This window comes from Frigoribacterium sp. PhB24 (assembly GCF_003755185.1).
Lineage (GTDB): Bacteria > Actinomycetota > Actinomycetes > Actinomycetales > Microbacteriaceae > Frigoribacterium.
Window position 1 is genome coordinate 27,697 of record NZ_RKIC01000012.1, and the last position, 19,142, is coordinate 46,838.

Annotated in this window: 17 protein-coding genes; 13 read left to right on the forward strand and 4 right to left on the reverse strand. The window is 71.0% G+C overall.

Annotated elements, in window-relative coordinates; translation table 11 throughout:
- Positions 1–5: 5 nt before the first annotated feature.
- Positions 6–590, reverse strand: coding sequence for a DUF1349 domain-containing protein (locus EDF50_RS10065; RefSeq protein ID WP_123519445.1), 585 nt, complete (start codon positions 588–590; stop codon positions 6–8).
- A 170-nt stretch (positions 591–760) separates the two neighbouring features.
- Here EDF50_RS10065 and EDF50_RS10070 point away from each other — a divergent pair, with 170 nt between their 5' ends.
- The 7 genes from EDF50_RS10070 (at position 761) to EDF50_RS10100 (ending at position 8,937) form a co-directional block, all read left to right on the forward strand.
- On the forward strand, positions 761–1,591 hold the full coding sequence (locus EDF50_RS10070) for an oxidoreductase (protein WP_123519446.1): 831 nt from the start codon (positions 761–763) through the stop codon (positions 1,589–1,591).
- A gap of 46 nt (positions 1,592–1,637) precedes the next feature.
- Entirely contained in the window at positions 1,638–2,567 is a 930-nt protein-coding gene (locus tag EDF50_RS10075; RefSeq protein ID WP_123519447.1) for a sensor histidine kinase KdpD, read from the forward strand.
- Positions 2,564–3,259 (forward strand): response regulator transcription factor, encoded by a 696-nt coding sequence (locus EDF50_RS10080; protein ID WP_233570536.1) that lies wholly within the window; start codon positions 2,564–2,566, stop codon positions 3,257–3,259. Before EDF50_RS10075 ends, EDF50_RS10080 begins: the two co-directional genes overlap by 4 nt.
- A 209-nt stretch (positions 3,260–3,468) precedes the next feature.
- Positions 3,469–4,524, forward strand: coding sequence for an ABC transporter substrate-binding protein (locus EDF50_RS10085; protein ID WP_123519448.1), 1,056 nt, complete (start codon positions 3,469–3,471; stop codon positions 4,522–4,524).
- Between the two features lie 13 nt (positions 4,525–4,537).
- On the forward strand, positions 4,538–6,301 hold the full coding sequence (locus EDF50_RS10090) for an iron ABC transporter permease (protein ID WP_123519449.1): 1,764 nt from the start codon (positions 4,538–4,540) through the stop codon (positions 6,299–6,301).
- Positions 6,279–7,469 carry an ABC transporter ATP-binding protein gene (locus EDF50_RS10095; RefSeq protein WP_123519450.1) on the forward strand — a complete coding sequence of 397 codons (1,191 nt, stop codon included), beginning with the start codon at positions 6,279–6,281 and terminating at the stop codon, positions 7,467–7,469. The genes EDF50_RS10090 and EDF50_RS10095 overlap by 23 nt, the downstream gene beginning before the upstream one ends.
- Before the next feature lie 46 nt (positions 7,470–7,515).
- A complete protein-coding gene (locus EDF50_RS10100; protein WP_123519451.1) occupies positions 7,516–8,937 on the forward strand; it encodes an MFS transporter in 1,422 nt (473 codons plus the stop codon).
- A gap of 72 nt (positions 8,938–9,009) precedes the next feature.
- Here EDF50_RS10100 and EDF50_RS10105 read toward each other — a convergent pair whose 3' ends face one another.
- The gene (locus EDF50_RS10105) at positions 9,010–9,366 is read right to left on the reverse strand and encodes a VOC family protein (protein WP_123519452.1); all 357 of its coding nucleotides are present in this window, start codon (positions 9,364–9,366) and stop codon (positions 9,010–9,012) included.
- Positions 9,367–9,660: 294 nt separating this feature from the next.
- On the opposite strand from EDF50_RS10105, the gene EDF50_RS10110 reads away from it, so the two are divergent.
- Positions 9,661–10,707 carry an NAD(P)-dependent alcohol dehydrogenase gene (locus tag EDF50_RS10110; RefSeq protein WP_123519453.1) on the forward strand — a complete coding sequence of 349 codons (1,047 nt, stop codon included), beginning with the start codon at positions 9,661–9,663 and terminating at the stop codon, positions 10,705–10,707.
- Positions 10,708–10,843: 136 nt separating this feature from the next.
- Here EDF50_RS10110 and EDF50_RS10115 read toward each other — a convergent pair whose 3' ends face one another.
- Positions 10,844–11,194 carry a hypothetical protein gene (locus tag EDF50_RS10115; RefSeq protein ID WP_148076813.1) on the reverse strand — a complete coding sequence of 117 codons (351 nt, stop codon included), beginning with the start codon at positions 11,192–11,194 and terminating at the stop codon, positions 10,844–10,846.
- 165 nt (positions 11,195–11,359) lie between these two features.
- On the opposite strand from EDF50_RS10115, the gene EDF50_RS10120 reads away from it, so the two are divergent.
- Positions 11,360–12,433, forward strand: coding sequence for a LuxR C-terminal-related transcriptional regulator (locus tag EDF50_RS10120; RefSeq protein ID WP_123519455.1), 1,074 nt, complete (start codon positions 11,360–11,362; stop codon positions 12,431–12,433).
- 69 nt (positions 12,434–12,502) lie between these two features.
- Here EDF50_RS10120 and EDF50_RS10125 read toward each other — a convergent pair whose 3' ends face one another.
- The gene (locus EDF50_RS10125) at positions 12,503–13,015 is read right to left on the reverse strand and encodes a hypothetical protein (RefSeq protein ID WP_123519456.1); all 513 of its coding nucleotides are present in this window, start codon (positions 13,013–13,015) and stop codon (positions 12,503–12,505) included.
- A gap of 294 nt (positions 13,016–13,309) precedes the next feature.
- Between EDF50_RS10125 and EDF50_RS10130 the strand changes: the two genes are divergently transcribed.
- The 4 genes from EDF50_RS10130 to EDF50_RS10145 all read left to right on the forward strand — a co-directional run bounded on the left by EDF50_RS10130 (position 13,310) and on the right by EDF50_RS10145 (position 19,037).
- The gene (locus tag EDF50_RS10130; RefSeq protein ID WP_123519457.1) at positions 13,310–14,185 is read left to right on the forward strand and encodes an SDR family NAD(P)-dependent oxidoreductase; all 876 of its coding nucleotides are present in this window, start codon (positions 13,310–13,312) and stop codon (positions 14,183–14,185) included.
- 394 nt (positions 14,186–14,579) lie between these two features.
- Complete coding sequence (locus tag EDF50_RS10135; protein WP_123519458.1) at positions 14,580–15,260, forward strand: TetR/AcrR family transcriptional regulator; 681 nt, start codon at positions 14,580–14,582, stop codon at positions 15,258–15,260.
- Positions 15,261–15,371: 111 nt separating this feature from the next.
- Positions 15,372–17,984, forward strand: coding sequence for an MMPL family transporter (locus EDF50_RS10140; protein ID WP_123519459.1), 2,613 nt, complete (start codon positions 15,372–15,374; stop codon positions 17,982–17,984).
- A 525-nt stretch (positions 17,985–18,509) separates the two neighbouring features.
- The gene (locus EDF50_RS10145; RefSeq protein WP_123519680.1) at positions 18,510–19,037 is read left to right on the forward strand and encodes an FBP domain-containing protein; all 528 of its coding nucleotides are present in this window, start codon (positions 18,510–18,512) and stop codon (positions 19,035–19,037) included.
- The last annotated feature ends 105 nt before the right edge of the window (positions 19,038–19,142 follow it).

Consider the following 19,142-nt stretch of genomic DNA (forward strand, 5'->3'; position numbering starts at 1 on the left):
CCGCGTCAGTGCTCTGGGTGCAGGCTCTCGTCGGCCGGGGTGGTCGTCCACGAGGTGAAGTGCACCGTCAGGTCGGCACGCGACGGGGCGCAGCAGAACGGGCCCGCACTCACGACGGCCTCGGGGGCGAGCGGGGCCACACGGACCAGACGCCATGGCTCGGCGTCGACGCGGGCCCGCACCGTGACCGCGTCGCCCGACCGGCTGGCTCGGATCGTCACGGTCCGGCCGGTCCAGTCCACTGGGGAGAGTGACCAGTCCGACTCGCCTCGGGTCACCACGGCCCCGAGGCTCTGCTCGCCGTCACTGAGTTCCACGCCGGCCTTGACCCAGGTCGTGGGATCGACCGAGACGAAGACGCCGGCCTGGTCGAACTGGGCCGAGAAATCGAGGACGAAGGACACCTCCATCGCCGTGCCCTGGGCGAAGGGGGCGACCAGGGCGTGCTCGGTGTCGTGGACGAACCCGTACGACGTGATGCGCCAGGCGTCACTGCCCTCGGCCGCCGTGACGCGCATCCCGTCGTCGGCGACGTCCACCGCGGTGGGCTCGGTGGTCCAGGTGCCGGTGGCCCAGGCGATGTCGGTCATGGGGTCCCCCTTCTCGGTGGTGGTCGAGGCCGTCGAGCTCGTCGAGGACGTCCCTGCCAGCGTAGGCCCGGCTGGTGTCGGGCGCGACGTCGCGTGACGGGCACCGCGCCTCCTTGGTTGTCTGGGTGCGGCGCGTCAGCGACCGCGACGCACGAGAGAGAAGAGGCCACATGTCGACCTGGTTGATCACCGGATGCTCCACGGGGCTGGGGCGAGCCTTCGCCGTCGAGGCGCTCACCCGCGGGCACGACGTCGTCGTCACCGCGCGCGACGCCTCCGCCGTGCAGGACATCGCCGACGCCCACCCCGACCACGCCGTCGCCACCGCCCTGGACGTCACCGACGCCGACCAGGTGACCGCGGCCGTGGACCTCGCCACCGACCGGTTCGGCGGCGTCGACGTGCTCGTCAACAACGCCGGCTACGGCTACCGCTCCGCCGTCGAGGAGGGCGACGACGCGGACGTCGCCCGCCTCTTCGACACGCACTTCCACGGCAGCGTCCGCACCATCAAGGCCGTGCTCCCCGGCATGCGCGCTCGCCGCAGCGGCACGATCGTCAACCTGTCGTCCATCGGCGCTCGCCGCACCGGGCCCGGCTCGGGCTACTACGGCGCCGTCAAGGCCGCTCTCGAGCAGATGACCATGGCCCTGCGAACCGAGCTCGCTCCGCTCGGCATCACCGCGACCGTCGTCGAGCCGGGCTCGTTCCGCACCGACTTCTCGGGCCGCTCGCTCACGCAGTCCGCGACCCCGATCGCCGACTACGCCGAGACCGCCGGTAAGCGCCGCATCGAGGCCGACACCTCGGACGGCACCCAGCCGGGCGACCCCGCCGCGGGCGCCCGCCTGCTCGTCGACGCGGTCGAGTCGGGCCGGTCGCCGTACCTGCTGCTGCTCGGCTCGGACGCCGTCGAGATCGTCACGGGCGCCCTCGACGACCTCCGGGGTGACGTCGAGGCCTGGGCGGAGCGCAGCCGCGCCACCGACTTCGACGCCTGAGAGGTGCCGACCGCCCGCGTTTGTGCGGAGAAGTTAGCCTCGTCGGATGAACGCGTTCCCGAGGCAGCTCCACGTCGGTCTCGCCGCCGCCGGAGCGTTGGCCGCCGGCAGCGTCGTCGCCCTCGTCGTCGAGCGCGTGCCCCTCGCCTTCGCCCTGTGCGCGGCAGCGGCGGTGGTCTCGAGCCTGGGCCTGTGGCTGGCCATCCGCCGGCAGGCGGTCGACCGCGACCGCCTCGTCGACCTGGCCGAGCTCGCCTCGCGCCGGGCCGACCAGGCCGCCGTCCTCAGTCACGAGATCCGCACTCCGCTCGCCGTCATCCAGGGTGCGGGCGAATTGCTCGCCGAGCAGGACGCCGGCCCGCTGACGGCCCAGCAATCGGTGTTCGTCGACCGCATCGTCGACAACGCGGTCCGCATGCACACGTTCTCGGAGCAGCTGCTCACCCGGGCCCGACTCGAGGCCGGCCTGTTCTCGCTCGACCGGACGGTCGTCGACCTCCGCTCGCTCTTCCGCAGCGTCGTGGACGACCTCAACCAGGTCACCGACACCACCATCGTCCTCGACGCTCCCGGTGCGCCGGTGAGGGCGTTCATCGACCCGCAGTTGATCCGGCAGGTGCTCGTCAACCTGGTCGACAACGCGGTGCAGCTCGAATCGGCCGACGACCGGGTCGAGGTGCGCATCGTGCCGGGTGACGACGAGGTCTCGGTCTCGGTCAGCGACGGGGGGACGGGCATGACCGACGAGCAGCGTGAGAAGCTCTTTCGACGGTTCTCGAGCGGTCGCCCGCTCGGCAACGGCACGGGCATCGGGCTGTTCATCTCGCAGCAGTTCGTCCAGTTGCACGGCGGCCGCATCTACGTCGACACGATCTCGGGGAAGGGCACGACGATGATGTTCACGCTGCCCCTGACGCCTCCGGGTCGCACCGGCGGTCCGGCCGCCCGCCGGGCACGACGGGAGCTGCGCCGGTGACCGACCACGCACCGCTCGCGTTCGTGGTCGACGACGAGCCCGCCATGCTCGACATCGTCACGTTCGCCCTCGAGACCCAGGGCTTCGAGACGAGGTCGTTCAGGTCGGCCGAGGCGGTCTGGCCCGAGCTGCTCCGCTCGAGACCCGACCTGGTCGTGCTCGACGTCATGCTGCCCGGGGTCTCGGGCATGACCCTGTGCACGCGCATCAAGGACCGGTGGGACGTGCCCGTCATGCTCGTCACGGCCAAGGGCGAGACGCCCGACCGCATCGCCGGTCTCGAGGCCCGAGCCGACGACTACATGGCGAAGCCCTTCCACCCGCGAGAACTCGCGCTGCGCGCCCAACGACTCGTGAGGCGCCCCGAGGTGGGACGTGAGGCCGTGACGTCGGCCGGGGGCCTCGAGCTCGACGCCGTCGGCCACGAGGTCGTCGTCGGCTCGGAACGGGTCGCCTTGACGACCAACGAATTCCGACTGCTGGCCGCGCTCATGGCTCGCCCGGGGGTGCCCGTCAGCTTCACCGAACTGTTGCTGCTCGGTTGGGGCGAGTCCGACCGGCTCGGTGACCGCGACATGATCAAGGCCGCGATCTACCGCATGCGTCACAAGCTCGACGCCGTCGCGCCGGGCAGCTCGGGCGTCATCGAGAGCATCCGCGGCACCGGCTACCTGCTCCGCCCGCTGCCCTGACCCCGTGCCGTGCCGTGCCCGTGCCGTCCGCGTGTCCGTGGGGGACGCCCGTCGGTGACGAGCTCGTCACCGTTCGTCACCGACTCGTGACGAGCGCCGGGCGCCTCGCTGCCTAGCCTCGAAGAGCGAGCTCGCCGCGCTCGCCAAGACATCCGCGTCGGGTCGGCCCCGCCTCCCGACGTGCGCACCTGAACGAAGGAGTTCACCCCATGCACCGTCGCACGGTCCCCACGTCCCTCGCCGCCGCCGCCGTCGTGGCCGTCCTGGCCGGCTGCGCCGCCGGTGGGAACGGTTCAGGAGGCGCGGAGGGGTCGAGCGATCCCGTCACGTTCATCTGCACCCCGCAAGAGGACTGGTGCCAGCTCGTGGCGTCGGAGTTCACCTCGGCCACCGGCATCCGCGCCGACTACGTCCGCCTCAGCGGAGGCGAGGCCGTCGCGCGACTGAGCGCGACGGGGGACTCGCCCGAGTTCGACGCGTGGTTCGGCGGCGGGGCCGAAGGGCACCTCGCAGCCGACGAGGCCGGCTTCATCGAGCCCTACACGTCCCCGAACGCCGAGCGGATCGCCGACGAGTACAAGGACCCCGACGGCCGGTGGACCGGTGTCTACGTCGGCGCCCTGAGCTTCTGCTCGAACACCGACGTGCTCGACGAGATCGGGGCGAAGGCGCCCACCTCGTGGCAGGACCTGCTCGACCCGAAGTTCAAGGCCAACGTCGCCATGGCGCACCCGGGTACCTCGGGCACGGCGTACCAGGCGCTCTGGACCGAGGTCGACCTGAACGACGGAGACCAGGACGCGGCGCTGGCCTACTTCACCAAGCTGCACTCGAACATCCTGCAGTACTCGAAGAGCGGCAGCGCGCCCGGTCAGATGGCCGGTCGCGGCGAGGTCGCCACGGGCGTGATCTTCGCCCAGGACTGCCAGAAGTTCATCAACGAGGGCTTCACGAACCTGACGACCACGTTCCCGAAGGAGGGCACCGGGTACGAGGTCGGCGCCGTCTCGCTGCTCGCCAACGCCCGGAACCCCGAGGGGGCCAAGGCGTTCATCGACTGGACCCTCACCGCCGAGGCGCAGGACCTCGCGGCCACCGTGGGCAGCTACAGCGTCCCGACGAACCCTGACGCGACCCTGACCGACGACATGGTCGACCTCGACGAGGTCACGCTCGAACCGGTCGACCTCGACGACGCCGGCGCGGCGCGCACCGAGCTCGTGGCCCGCTTCGACACGGAGGTGGCCCCCGCTCCGAAGGAGTAGGTGCCGAGACGACATGACCACGACACTCGACGCGGCCGCCGGCGCGCAGACCGCCGCCGCCGCACCTCCACCCCCTCCCGGCCGGCGGCCGGCGGCCCGGACCCGTTCACGAGCCGACCCCGGGGTCGTCGTCCTCGGCCTCGCGGTCGCGGTGGTGATGGCCTTCCTCATCGGCTACCCGGTGCTCAGCCTGTTCTCGGCGGCCTTCGCCCCCGACGGGCTGGCCGTCCTCGGACGCATCGTGACCGAACCCACCAATCACCGCATCGTGCTCAACACCCTCGTGCTGGGCCTGGTCGTCGGTACCGTCGGCACCCTGATCGGGTTCCTCTTCGCCTTCGCCCAGGTGCGCGTGGCGTTCCGGGGCAAGCGGGCGTTGCACCTGCTCGCCATGATGCCGATCGTGGCACCGCCGTTCGCCGTCGCGACCGCAGTCATCACGCTCTTCGGTCGCAACGGTGCCATCAGCAACGGGCTGTTCGGCATCAAGGGTGACGTCTACGGGCTGCCGGGGCTCGTGCTCGTGCTCTCGCTGTCGTTCTTCCCCGTGGCGTACATGAACTTCCGCGGCATGTTGCAGTCGCTCGATCCGTCGCTCGACGAGGCCGCGTCGGGGCTCGGAGCGAGCAAGCTCCGGGTGTTCTTCTCCGTCACGATCCCCATGCTCGTCCCGGGGTTCGCCGGGTCGTTCCTCCTGCTGTTCGTCGAGGCCATCGCCGACCTCGCGAACCCGCTGGTGCTGGGCGGCGACTACACCGTGTTGGCCAGCCGCGCCTACCTGGCGGTCACCGGCGACTACAACACCAGTGCGGGTGCCGCGTACTCGTTGACGATCCTGGTGCCCGCGCTGTTGGTGTTCCTCGTCCAGCGCTACTGGGTCTCGAGGCGCAGCGTCGTCACGGTGACGGGAAAGCCCACGGGTCACAGCGAGCCGATCCGCGCGGCGAGCATCAGGGTGCCGGTGCTCGTGCTCGTCGGTGCGATCAGCGCCCTCATCGTGACGATCTATCTGACCGTTCTCTCCGGCGGGTTCATGAAGGTACCGGGCGTGAACAACGAGTTCACCCTCGACCACTTCCGTTTCGTCCTCACCGGCCTCGGCTCCAAGGCCATGAGTGACACCGCGACCCTCGCCCTGATCGCCGCGCCCGTCGCGGGTGTCATGGGCATGCTCATCGCGTGGCTCGTCGTCCGGAAGCTCCGGCGCACCGCGGCCCTGCTCGACTTCGTCGGCATGCTCGGCCTCGCCGTGCCCGGCACCGTGCTCGGCATCGGCTACGCCCTCAGCTACATCACCCCGACGACGGTCTTCGGCGTCCAGGTGCTGCCGGCGCTCGCCGGTGGCACGGCGGCCTTCTCGGGTGGCATCGCCATCGTGATGGTCTACATCACGCGCTCGCTGCCCTCGGGCCAACGAGCGGGCATCGCCTCGCTGAACCAGATCCACCCGGCGATCGAGGAGGCGTCCACCTCGCTGGGTGCCGCCTCGGGCACGACGTTCCGCAAGGTGACGTTGCCGCTCATCCAGTCGGCGCTCGTGTCGGGCCTGACCTTCGCCTTCGCGCGGTCGATGACGACCTTGTCGCCCATCGTCTTCCTGACGACGCCCGGCATCAAGATCATGACCTCGCAGATCCTCGCCGAGGTCGACTCCGGCCGCTTCGGCAACGCCTTCGCGTACTGCACGGTGCTCATGATCATCGTCCTCTCGCTCATCCTCGTCATCAACCTCCTCGTCCGAAAGGTGATCTTCCGTGGTCGCACTCACAGTCGTTGACGATCCCGACGCCCTCGCCGCGGCCGTCGGACTCGACGTCCCCACCGCCTCCGGGCGCATCACCTTGGCGGGTCTCAGCAAGCGCTACGGCAGCCGCGCCGACGACCCGCTCGCCGTCGACTCGATCGACCTCGTCATCGAGCCGGGCGAGTTCATCACCCTGCTGGGTCCGTCCGGTTGCGGCAAGACCTCGACCCTGCGCATGATCGCCGGCTTCGAGGTGCCCACCTACGGCTCGCTCGACCTCGACGGTTCGGACATGGTCCACGTGGCCCCGAACCAGCGGCCCATGTCGATGGTGTTCCAGTCGTACGCGCTCTTCCCGCACCTCTCGGTCCGCGAGAACGTCTCGTACGGCCTCAAGCTGAAGAAGGTGCCCGGGGCCAGACTCCGCGAAGAGGTCGACACGGTGCTGACGATCATGAACCACATGGCGTTCGCCGACCGGGCCCCGCACCAGCTCTCGGGAGGGCAACAGCAGCGGGTCGCGTTGGCCCGTGCCCTGGTCATGCGGCCCAAGGTGCTGCTGTTCGACGAGCCGCTGTCGAACCTCGACGCGAAGCTGCGCGTGCAGATGCGCAACGAGATCCGCCGCCTGCAGCGCCGCCTGGGCATCACGAGCATCTTCGTGACCCACGACCAGGACGAGGCCATGACCCTGTCCGACCGGATCGTCGTGATGAACAAGGGCCGCATCGAGCAGGTCGACGTGCCCGACGTCGTCTACCGTCGCCCGGCGTCGGTCTTCGTCGCCGACTTCATCGGACGGGCGACCTTCCTCGACGCCACCATCGTGGCCCGACCGAGTGACGGTCGTGCCCGCATCGTCGCCCTGGGAGTCGAGTTCGAGACCGCCTCGCACGACGACGTCACCCTCGACACCGAGGCCCTGTTGATGATCCGCCCGGAGTCGGTCCGCCTCTCGGGCCGGGTCGACGCCGGGGACGTGCACGACGACGTCGGTCGCGTGCTCAACACGATCTTCCACGGCGACAGCGTCGAGTACGAGATCGAGACCGACTCGGGGACGATCGTCGCCAGCGTCTCCGACCCCTCGGTCGACGACATCCTGCGGCCCATGGACTGCGTCCGCGTGAGCATCGCCCCGGATCGCGGCTGGCTCCTGCCGAAGGGCGCCTCGGACGACACGCTCGTCGCCGACCACTGACCCACCACCCCACCACCCCACCGCCTCACCGGCAGAACAGGACCACATGACCAGCAGCGAAACCCGCACCGGTGCGCAGGCTCGGAAGGGCCTCACCGCGTTCCTCGCCGCGCCGCCGCCCGCACCCCGCCTCGACCCGGCCACCGTGGCCCGGCGCTACCCGCGCCTGCGACTGCAGGTGTTCGTCGGCATCTTCATCGGGTACGCGGCCTACTACCTGATCCGCAACAACGTCCCGCTCGTCGCCACCATCCTCAAGGACGAGAACGGTTTCAGCACCGTCGGACTGGGCATCATCACCAACGGCGTCCTGCTCGCCTACGGGTTCAGCAAGTTCCTCAGCGCGATCGTCAGCGACAAGAGCAGCGCCCGGTTCTTCCTCCCGATCGGGCTGGCGTTGTCGGCCTTCGCCAACCTGTTCATCGCCTTCGTCCCGGCGGTGGGCGCCTCCGTGGCGTTCTTCGCGGTGGTCATGATCTTCAACGGCTTCTTCCAGGGGATGGGCTGGCCGCCCAGCGGCCGCACCCTCGTGCACTGGTTCTCGACCTCGGAACGCGGTGGCAAGACCGCGATCTGGAACGTCGCCCACAACGTCGGAGGCGCGGGTGCCGGTGGTCTCGCCGGTCTCGCCCTCGCCTGGTTCGGAGGGTGGCAGAGCGTCTTCTGGTTCCCGGCCGTCGTCTGTCTCGTCATCGCGGTCGTCGCGCTCGTGTTGCTGCGCGACACCCCGGAGTCCGAGGGCCTGCCTCCGATCGAGGAGTTCCGCAACGACCCGGCACCCGTCGAGACCGACGCCGCCGACGAGGGCGCGTCGACCTGGACCACCATCCGCCGCTACGTCATCACGAACCGCACGATGGTGAACCTGGCCCTGGCGAACGTCTTCGTCTACACGCTGCGATACGGCGTGCTGGTCTGGGCGCCGGTGTACCTGGCCGAGGTGCGCGGCGCGAGCCTGGGCGAGGGCATCGCCGGCTTCTCGCTGTTCGAGCTGGCGGGTATCCCCGGCACCCTGCTCTGCGGCTACATCAGCGACAAGGTCTTCAAGGGGCGTCGCTCGCCCACGGGCATCCTGTTCATGTCGGCCGTCGGCGTCGCGGTCGCCGTCTACTGGCTCTCGCCGGTCGAGGGGCCCCTGTGGGTCTCGCTCGCGATGCTCGTGCTGATCGGCGGCCTGATCTACGGGCCGGTCATGCTGATCGGCCTGCAGGCGCTCGACCTCAGCCCGCGGTCGGTCGCCGGCACCGCGGCCGGCTTCACCGGTCTGTTCGGCTACGTGCTCGGAGCCACGCTGGCCTCGACCGGCATCGGCCTTGCCGTGCACGCCTTCGGCTGGGACGTGACGTTCGTGCTGATCCTGGCCTGCGTCGTCGTGGCCATCGTGCTGCTCTCGATCGTGGGTCGCGACGAGCGCGCCCTCGCCGCTCGCAAGCTCGAGCGCCAGAGCCAGGCCGGAGGCGTCCGCTAGGTCGCGACGCGACCACCCCGGGAGGCGCGGTGCCGGTTCGTCCCGGAACCGCGCCTCCTCGGGTCCGCGACGTCAGTCGGTCGGGGGCGTGTAGAACTGCAGGTCGTTGCCCTCGGTGTCCTTGAACGGCAGGATGCGCCCCCACGGGTGCTCGCTGATCGTGCCGGTCACGTCGGCGCTGCGCGACCGGAGGTCGGCCAACGCGTCTTCGAGGCTGCCGTCGGGCTGGAACGTGATGACCGCGCCGCCCTCGCTCGACGCCGCGGCCTCTTCGCGACCGTTCAGGCCGATCATCAGGCCGTTCGCGTCGATCTCGGTCCAGTCGTCGCTCTCGCTCGTCACCGTGAGACCGAGCGCGTCACGGTAGAACGCCGTCGCCCGTCCCATGTCGGTCACGGGCACCCACACTGTTGCCACTCCGCTTGCCATGTCGACTCCTTCGTCCGGCACCGGACCACCCGGTGCTGCGGCTGCCTCCTTGCTACGCCGCGCACCGCTCGAGCCGTGTCGCGAGTCAGGGCACTTTCCCACCCGGAGGCGTGTCTCACGGGTGCCGAGAGGTGAACCGCGCACCGCGCCTCCTGCGGACCGTCGCCTCGGGGTCCTGTCAGGGTCACCCACGATCGACGCAGGAGCGTAGCGTCGAACACCGGGGCGAGCGTCGTCGAGCGCCGTGTTCCGACCCGCCCCTCACCCCCGGACCGAACCCACCCCAGGAGACCCATGCGCACCGTCAACGCCTACGCGGCACCGTCCGCCACCGAGCCCCTCGTCAAGACGACCATCGAGCGCCGCGACGTCGGCCCCAAGGACGTCATGATCGACATCGCCTACGCCGGCATCTGCCACAGCGACATCCACACCGTCCGCGGCGAGTGGGGCGAGATCCAGTACCCGCAGGTCGTCGGTCACGAGATCGTCGGCACCGTGGCCGAGGTCGGCTCCGAGGTCACGAAGCACGAGGTCGGCGACCGTGTCGGCGTCGGCTGCATGGTCAACTCGTGCGGCGAGTGCGAGTACTGCACGCGCGGCGACGAGCAGTACTGCGCCAAGGGCAACACCGGCACCTACACGAGCGTCGACCCGATCGACGGCACCGTGACCCAGGGCGGCTACTCGCAGGCCGTCGTCGTCACCGAGGACTTCGTGCTGCGCGTGCCCGAGTCGCTCGACTACGCCGCCGTCGCACCGCTGCTCTGCGCCGGCATCACGCTGTACTCGCCGCTGCACCACTGGGGCGTCACCGAGGGCACCAAGGTCGCCATCGTCGGCATGGGTGGCCTCGGCCACATGGGCGTGAAGATCGCCGCCGCCCTCGGCGCCGACGTCACCGTGCTGTCTCAGACCACCTCGAAGAAGGACGACTCGCTGCGCTTCGGCGCCAAGGCCCACTACGCCACCAGCGACGAGCAGACCTTCACCGACCTGGCGAACTCGTTCGACCTGATCATCAACACCGTCTCGGCGAAGATCGACATGGGCGCCTACCTCGGCCTGCTCGCCGTCGACGGCACGCTCGTCAACGTCGGCGCCCCGTCGGAGCCCCTCGAGGTGCCCGCGTTCGCGCTGATCCCCGCCCGTCGCAGCTGGGCCGGTTCGGCCATCGGCGGCATCCGTGAGACTCAGGAGATGCTCGACTTCTGCGCCGAGCACGGCATCGTGCCCGAGACCGAGCTGATCGACGCCGACCGGATCAACGAGGCCTACGACCGCGTCCTGAAGTCGGACGTGCGCTACCGCTTCGTGATCGACGCGGCGACCTTCGCCTGATCCGAGCCCGTTCCGGGGTGGCCTGCCGGCCGCCGTCGGCCATGAACCCGGTTTCGAACCATGCACCCAGAAGCATTCGGGTGCATCCTTCGGAACCGGGTTCACGGGTTCATGAACCCAGGAGGCGCGGGTCGGTCTAGAGGAACCCGGTCACCGCGACGGCGACCGCAGCGAGCAGGGCCACCACGGCCAACACCTTCGACGACCCCATGACGAGTCGGCGCCGGGGCCCGCCGTCGTAGGGCTCGTCGTCGGCGTCGCGCAGCTCGGGCGGCAGCTCGGCCTCGCGGCGGCGGCGCTCGTGGTCGAGTCGGGCGGCGCGTTCGAGTCGGGCGACACGCTCGGCCTCGTGCTGCCGGGCCAGCTCGGCTCCGCGATCGCGGGCCACCAGCTGCTCGAGCTCTCGGTGGGCGTCGTGCGACCAGGTCTCGAGGTCGTCGTCGGGTGGGCTCACCGGCTCGTCCGGCGTGCCGTCGTCCATTCGCATGCGGGGCCTCCGTCGCGGGGCAGGGATGCCGTCGAGGCTAACCTGCGCCGCCTGGGTCCGCGCCCGGGTCCGCACCGACCGATCGCCGCCGCCACGCCACCACGCCGCCACGCAGCTCGTTGCCAGCCCGCACACGGTTCGTATAACGTCTATGCGGAATGCGAAATGTCCGACTCGGGAGGGGGCGTTCGTGTCCGACCGATCCTCGGGGGCGTCCCCTCACGCGGTCCCGTCGCCGAAGGCGAGGCCCACCTCGCCGAGGCCGTCCAGCCGGTGCTCGAACGTCCTGCGTCGGCAGACGACGTCGTGCTCGGCGGACCGGGCAGGGCGACCGATCGACGAGGGTCCGCCGGCGCCGCGACCGGGGGTGAGACGGTGACGGAGCACGGCGGCCTTCCCGCGCCTCGACCGGCGACGATCGTGCGTCCGGGCCAGCCCCTGGGGCTGCGGCTCGACGCCCGGCACGACGAGTTCAGCGACCTGCTGTTCTCCTGCTCGCTCGAGGACGTGGGCCCGTCGGGCCGGTCGTGGTTGCGCGCGCGGTACGCCGAGATCGTTCCCCTCGTGCTCGCCCCGGCCCTGTCCGCCGTGGAGCACGGCCGTCCCTTGCCGGCCTCCTGTCTCGACGAGCTGCGCGCGGTCGCCCGACGCAGCGCGGCCTGTCCCGAGGCCGACCTGGCCGTCGTGCTGCGCGGGGCCCTGCCCGCCCTGCGCGCCTTCTCGCTCGTCATGCACTCGGCATCGAGTGGGCGTGCCGGCACCCTCGTCCTCGCGATGGCCCGCGCCTCGCAGATCGCCCACGAACTCGGCGCCTGCTGGGCCGAGGAGTGGGCGCGGCACCGCCTCCCGCGACCGATGACCGTGACCCCCGAGAACCCGGGAGGCGCGAACGTCTCACCACCATCACCTACGACCCTGGGGTCCGACCTGTCCCTCGACCTCGTGGCCGACGCCCCCGACCTCGACGAGGTCGACAGGCAGATGCTCACGCTCACCGCCTACGGGCTCTCGAACGCCGAGATCGCCCGCGAGACGGCCTACAGTCGCCAGGCCGTGGCCTGGCGACTGGCGCGGCTCATGCGCACCTGGAGCGCACCCAACCGGACGGCGCTCGTCTCGGTCGCCTTCGTCACGGGCGTCATCCGGTCACGCATCGTGCGGAGGGGGCGTCAGTGGGTCGGACAGGAGGCGCGCGCGGCACCGACCCGACCCGCGCCTCCTGGACGACCCGCACCCTGAGCGCGCGCGGACGAGCCCGCCCCGGCATCCGGTGGGGACGCCGGGGCGGGCTCGTCGGGCAGAGAGAGATCAGCCGCCGTTGACGTGGATGACGTTGCCGGTCCTGTAGATGTTGCCGAGTACGCCCCAGTTGAGGTAGCCGCCGTCACCGTGGTTGGTGACCCTGCCGGGGCCGTCGAACCAGTAGATGACGTAATTGCCGCCCTTGATGGTGATCCCTTGGGCGTGGGCGATCGAGCCCGTGACGCTGATGGGCTGGTTCTTGTTCACGACCGCCACCGTGAGGCGGTCGGGGTTGCCGCGGTTGTAGTAACCGACGTCCAGGGCGGCCAGCACGGCACCGGAACGGTCGGCCTGGTCGTTGACGGCGGCGGTGATCGCGTTGACGAGCGCCATCGCGTCGAGGTTGATGTTGCCGTTGATGTTGCCGTTGAAGGACCTGGGCGAGGCGGGAGCCGTCGCCTGTGCGGGGGCGGCGGCCTGTGCGGGGGCGGCGGCGAAGCCACTCAGCCCGGTGATGGCGACGCCGCTCACGGCGGCGGCCGCGAGGAGGGCCGTGGTCTTCGACTTCAGTTTGCTCATGATTCGTCCTCTTTCGTCATTGAATAGGAGTTCGAGTTGCCGCGCTTCGTGTTGCCGAGTGAAGCTTCCCTGCGAGACCGATCCTGCGGCCGGCGACGACGCGACGCACGCGTTCGCAGTCGACGTTGGTCAGGTGACCAACGATCGACGCGCTCTGCGGACGGGGCCTCGGGGGCGAAGCGGGCCGGGCCGAATCGCGGCGGTGGCGCGCGCCGGCACCCACGCGGCTGAACGGCTGCCGAGAGAACGCCGACCGCCGACCCGCCTCGGCGCATCCCGCCTAGCGTCCCCTGCATGACCGTCACCTTGCCTCCCGCCGCCCGCCTCGACGACCGGACCGTGGTCGTCACCGGAGCCAGCTCGGGCATCGGCCGCGCCGCGGCCCGAGAGCTCGCCCGCCGCGGGGCCACCGTCGCCGTGGTCGGTCGCAACCCCGACCGCACCCGCACGGTCGCCCACGAGATCGGTGGTCGCGCCTACCTCGCCGACTTCTCCGACCTGTCGAGCGTGCGCGAGCTCGCCGAGCAGCTGCTCGCCGAGAACCCGCGCATCCACGTGCTCGCGAACAACGCGGGTGCCACGATTCCTGAGCGAGCACTCACGGTCGACGGCCACGAGACGACGTTCCAGGGCAACCACCTCGCTCCGTTCCTGTTGACGGCGTTGCTGACGCCGCGCCTCCTCGAGACCGCGAAGGAGGCGCCGGCCGGGTCGGTCCGCATCGTCCAGACCTCGAGTGCGGGCAACCTCTTCGGCAAGGTCGACCTGGACGACCTCGACAACGCACGGGGCCCGTGGGCCGGCGGCTTCCGCGCCTACGGCACGTCGAAGCTGCTCAACGTGCTGTTCACGCGCGAGCTCGCCCGACGCCTGCCGCGCGCCGGCGGCGGGGTCGACGCGTTCGCGTTCCACCCCGGGTTCGTCGCCTCGGGCTTCGGCGGCGACGGGGCGTTCATGACCGCGGCCAAGCGCCTCGCCGTGTCGACCGAGGACGGCGCCGAGCCGCTGATCCGCCTCGCCGGCGCCCCGACCGTGCCGGCACCGAGCGGCAACTACTTCGATCGCCTCAAGGCACCCGGCCGCGTCGCCCGTCAGGCGGCCGACGCCGATCTCGCCCGCCGCCTCTGGGACGAGAGCGCCCGCCTGCTCGACCTCGACGAGACGATCTGACCCGGCCCGGTCGGGGGCTCCCGGCCTCGGCGGGCCCGACGAGAGGGCAGAAGATGCCCTTCCGCCGCGTGGGGCGGACATCTTCTGCCCACTCGACGAGGTTCGATGGCCTACCTGGCCGTCGAGGTGCGCGAGGCGCGACGATGACCGCCCGACCGCACCCGCGCCTCCGGCTGTCGGAGAGATCGCCGCCGGCTAGTGGGGCGGACCGGTCGAGTGGGCGGAAGGTGTCGTTCCCCGCCGAGGGAAGGACACCTCGTGCCCACTCGATCGCCGGGACGAGGAGGCGCGGGGCGGGTGGGGTACGCCAGGCCGCCTCTCGGTCGAGCAAGTCCCAGCGACTGCCCAGCCCCCCTGGGTGCACCGAGTGCGTCGCTGCACTTAGTGTAGGCAGGTGACCGTCAAGAGCCTGGTGCCCGACCGCCGTGCCGCCCTGAAGGCGAAGCACCGCCAGGCCATCGTCGACGCCGCCGACGCGCTCATCGCCGAGCGCGGTTCTCCTCGGTTCAGCGTCGACGAACTCGCCGAGCGCGCCGACGTCTCGCGTCGCACGGTCTTCAACCACTTCTCCTCCCTCGACGAGGTCGTCATGACGGCCTGCACGCGCGTGCTCACCGGCGCCGTAGACGAGTTCCGGGCCGCGACCGCCGCGACGCCCGTCGGCGACGGCAGCCGCGCCTCCTTGTTCGCCGAGGTCATCCAGGCCGTGCAGGGCATCGACCTGCCGGCCGTCGTCTCGTACCTCTGGGGCGTCCTCGGCGACGACGGCGGCGACCCGCGGTCGCACAGCCTGATCCAGGACGTCTTCACCCGCGTCACCGAGCAGCTCTCGATCGAGATGGCCGAGCGCAGCCCCGCCACCGACCCGCTCGAGGCCGAGGTGCTGGTCAGCTCGCTGATGAACGGCATCGCCGTCGTCGCGCGCCACTGGATCATGCGCACCGGCGCCGTGGTCGACGGGGACACCCGTGCGGTCTGGGCGGACCTGCTCGAGCGCATGGTGACGAGCATCCGCACCGGCTACGGGCCCACGACGACGCCTGCCCCGGTGGCACCTGACCCGACCACCCCCTGACCCGTCGGTCGGCCCGCCCGGCCGACCCGCACCTCCTTCTCGACGACGCGACGTGAGGCCCACCCCCGCAACCCGCATCACCCTGCACCACCCCTGGAGGAACAGACACCCATGGCATCCCTGCTCTATCGACTCGGTCGGTTCTCGGCCCGGCGGGCCTGGCTCGTCATCGTGGCCTGGCTCGTCGTGCTCGGCCTCGCCGGCGGCGCCTTCGCGCTGTTCGGCGGCACGCTCACCACGGCCGTCAGCATCCCCGGCACGGCGACCCAGAAGGTCAGCGACGAGCTCGCCGAGAAGTTCCCGCAGGCGAGCGGCGGCACCGGCACGGTCGTCTTCACGACCACCGGTGACTCGGCCTTCACCGACCAGCAGAAGTCCGACATCGCGGCCCTGCTGACCGACGCGAAGACGCTCGACGACGTCAAGGGCACCACCGATCCCTTCGCCACCCAACAGCAGATCGACGACCAGGCGCAGAAGATCACGGACGGCCGCGCGCAGATCACGGCCGGCGAGGCCCAGATCACCTCGGGTCAAGCACAGATCGACGCCGCCACGGCCCAGATCACCGCCGGCCAGCAGCAGCTCGACGCCGCCAAGGCCCAGGCGCAGGCCGCCGGTGGGGCCGCCCTCGCCGCCGCCACACCGCAGCTCGAGGCACAGCAGGCCCAGCTCGACGCGGGCACGCAGCAGATCGCCACGCAGCAGTCCACCCTCGACGCGGGCAAGGCCGAGCTCGAGACGCAGAGCGCGACCCTCGAGCAGGGTGCGAAGCTGCTCGCACTGACCGACGGCATCCGTCAGGTGTCGACCGACGGCTCCACGGCCGTGGCCAGCATCCAGTTCGACAAGGCGCTCAACCTCGTCACCAGCGAGAACAAAGAGGCCGTCGTCGAGGCCATGAACGACGCCGAGATCGACGGCGTCGAGGTCGAGGTGTCGAACGACATCGCGGCCAGCATCCCCGAGATCCTCGGCCCGGGCGAGGTGGCCGGCGTGGTCATCGCCGCCATCGTGCTGTTCGTCATGCTCGGTACCCTGATCGGTGCCGGCCTGCCCCTGATCAACGCCCTGATCGGCGTCGGCGTCGGCGTGCTCGCCTCGCTGTCGCTCTCGGGCGCCGTCGAGATGCTGTCGGTCACGCCCGTGCTCGGCGTCATGCTCGGCCTCGCGGTCGGCATCGACTACTCGCTGTTCATCCTCAACCGGCACCGGACCCAGCTGAAAGAAGGGGTACCGCTGCACGAGTCGATCGGCCTGGCCAACGGCACGTCGGGCAACGCCGTCGTGTTCGCCGGCTCGACCGTGCTGATCGCCCTGCTCGCGCTCAACCTGACCGGCATCCCGTTCCTCGGCCTGATGGGCACCGTCGGCGCCGTCTGCGTGTTCGTCGCCATCTTGATCGCGATCACGCTCACCCCCGCGCTGCTGCGCCTCGTCGGCCTGCGCATCCTCACCAAGAAGGCACGCAAGAACGTCGGCCACACCGGTGCCGTCCGGGTGCCGACCAAGCCGATGAGCACCGTCCGTGCCGTGCTGACCCTCGTGGCCGGCGTGGCCGTGCTGCTCATCATCGCGATCCCCGCGCTCTCGATGCGCCTCGGCCTGCCCGCCGGGTCGTCCGAGCCGGTCGACTCGAGCGCGTACAAGGCCTACAAGCTGGTCGACGAGAAGTTCGGCGCGGGCGTCAACGGGCCCCTGGTCGTCGTGGCCGACCTGCCGACCGCGATCTCGGACGACGACCTGGTCTCCGAACAGGTGCGCATCGGCACGATCCTGAAGGACCAGGACGACGTCGCCGCGGTCGCCCCGATCGGCGCCTCGGACGACGACACGTTGCTGGCGTTCCAGGTCGTGCCCAAGGGCGGGCCGACCGCCGAGTCCACCGAGCAGCTCGTGCGCGACCTGCGCGGCCTCGACATCGACGACGTCTCGTCGCTCGGAGTCGCCGGCAACGCCTCGGGCAACATCGACGTCAGCGAGAAGCTGGCCGGTGCCCTGCCGCTCTACCTGCTCGTCGTCGTCGGACTCTCGCTGATCATCTTGATCTTCGTGTTCCGGTCGATCCTCGTGCCGATCACGGCGACCATCGGCTTCGTGCTGTCGCTGTTCGCCGCGTTCGGCGGCGTCACCGCGGTGTTCCAGTGGGGCTGGCTCGGCCCGGTCTTCGGCGTGCACGACCCGGGGCCGATCCTGAGCTTCCTGCCGATCCTGATGGTCGGCGTGCTGTTCGGACTCGCCATGGACTACCAGTTGTTCCTGGTCAGCGGCATGCGCGAGGCGTACGCCCACGGTTCGCCGGCCCGCCTGGCGGTGCAGCGCGGCGTCCACGCCGGACGCACCGTCGTCACGGCCGCGGCGCTCATCATGACGGCGGTCTTCTCGGGCTTCGTGTTCTCGAACTCGGTGATGATCCAGTCGATCGGGCTCGGCCTGGCGCTGGGCGTGCTCGTCGACGCGTTCGTCGTGCGCCTGCTGCTGATCCCGGCCGTGATGCACCTGCTCGGCGACGCCGCGTGGTGGCTGCCGAAGTGGCTCGACCGCATCCTGCCCGACGTCGACGTCGAGGGCGCGTCCCTCGAGCGCTCCCGGCCGCACGCCTCGGCGGCGGACGCCGGCTCGGGTCCAGGTGACGGGCACGTCTCGCACGTCGATCCGACCGTCCCCGTCGACGCCGTCCCCGACGGCAGCGACCCCGACCACCACGGGCGTCACGCGGGCTGACCCCGCACGTCGCACCACCGACCGGACGTCGCACCACCGAATTCGGTGGTGCGACGTCCGGTTCGTGGTGGCTCGGGGCCGGGGCCGGCCTCGTGGACTCGACCCGCGCCTCCTGAACCGGGTCGCACTACGCTCGCGTCGTCGAGCCACCCTCGTGCGTGGTTCGTCGACGCGAGCGTGGTGCGACCCGCCGAGGCCGAGGCCGAGGAGGCGCGGGGCCGTTGCCGACGGCAGCTCGCCGACGTAGGGTGGCCCGGTGATCATCCCGTCCGCACCTGCGACGCCCGTCGGGCGTGAGGGGGTCGTCGGCGCCGCGTGCGCCGGCTGCAGGTAGTCGGGTCTCCGCAGCGGATCGGCCGTCGAGGTCGGTCCGTGCACCGCCGTGCCGCGCGGGCTGCAGCCCCGGCACGGTCCCACGAGAACACCCGGGTCGGCCGACGCGTCGACGGCGGGCACCCGGGCGGTCGCCGATCGCCCGTGCCCGCCGACGTCGCCGCTGCCCGGGCCCGACGACCGGAGAACCACATGATCCCCCTGACCGAGAAGACCGTCCGCGCCTCGTTCGTCAACGCGAGCCGCAAGGAGGCCTCCGACCTCACCCTGCCCCCGGGCTTCGCCGACATCGACTGGACCGACCTCGAGTACCTCGGCTGGCGCGACCCCAAGCTCGCGCGCCGGGCCTACGTCGTCGTGCCGATGCCCGACGCCCACGACCCGACCGGCGCGCACGGTCCGGGCCCGACGGTCGCCGGCGTCGTGCTGCGCCAGGCCGAGGCGTCGCCCCGCCAGCGGGCGCAGTGCACCTGGTGTCAGGACGTCCGCCTGCCGGCCGACGTGCTGTTCTACGGCGCCAAGCGCGCCGGTGCGGCCGGACGCAACGGTGACACCGTCGGCACGCTCGTCTGCGGTGGCTTCGAGTGCTCGGCCAACGTCCACGTCACGCCGCCCGAGGCGTACCTCGGGTTCGACGTCGAGGCGGCCCGGCTCGAGCGCATCGCGAGCCTGCGCGTGCGGGCCGCGGGCTTCGTCGAGAACGTGCGCCGCGCCTCCTGACCCGGCGAGAACCGGGACGCACCACCGTCGCGTCGTCGAACCACCCTCGTGCGTGGTTCGACGACGCGAGCGTGGTGCGACCTCGTCTCGGCGGACGCGGCGACC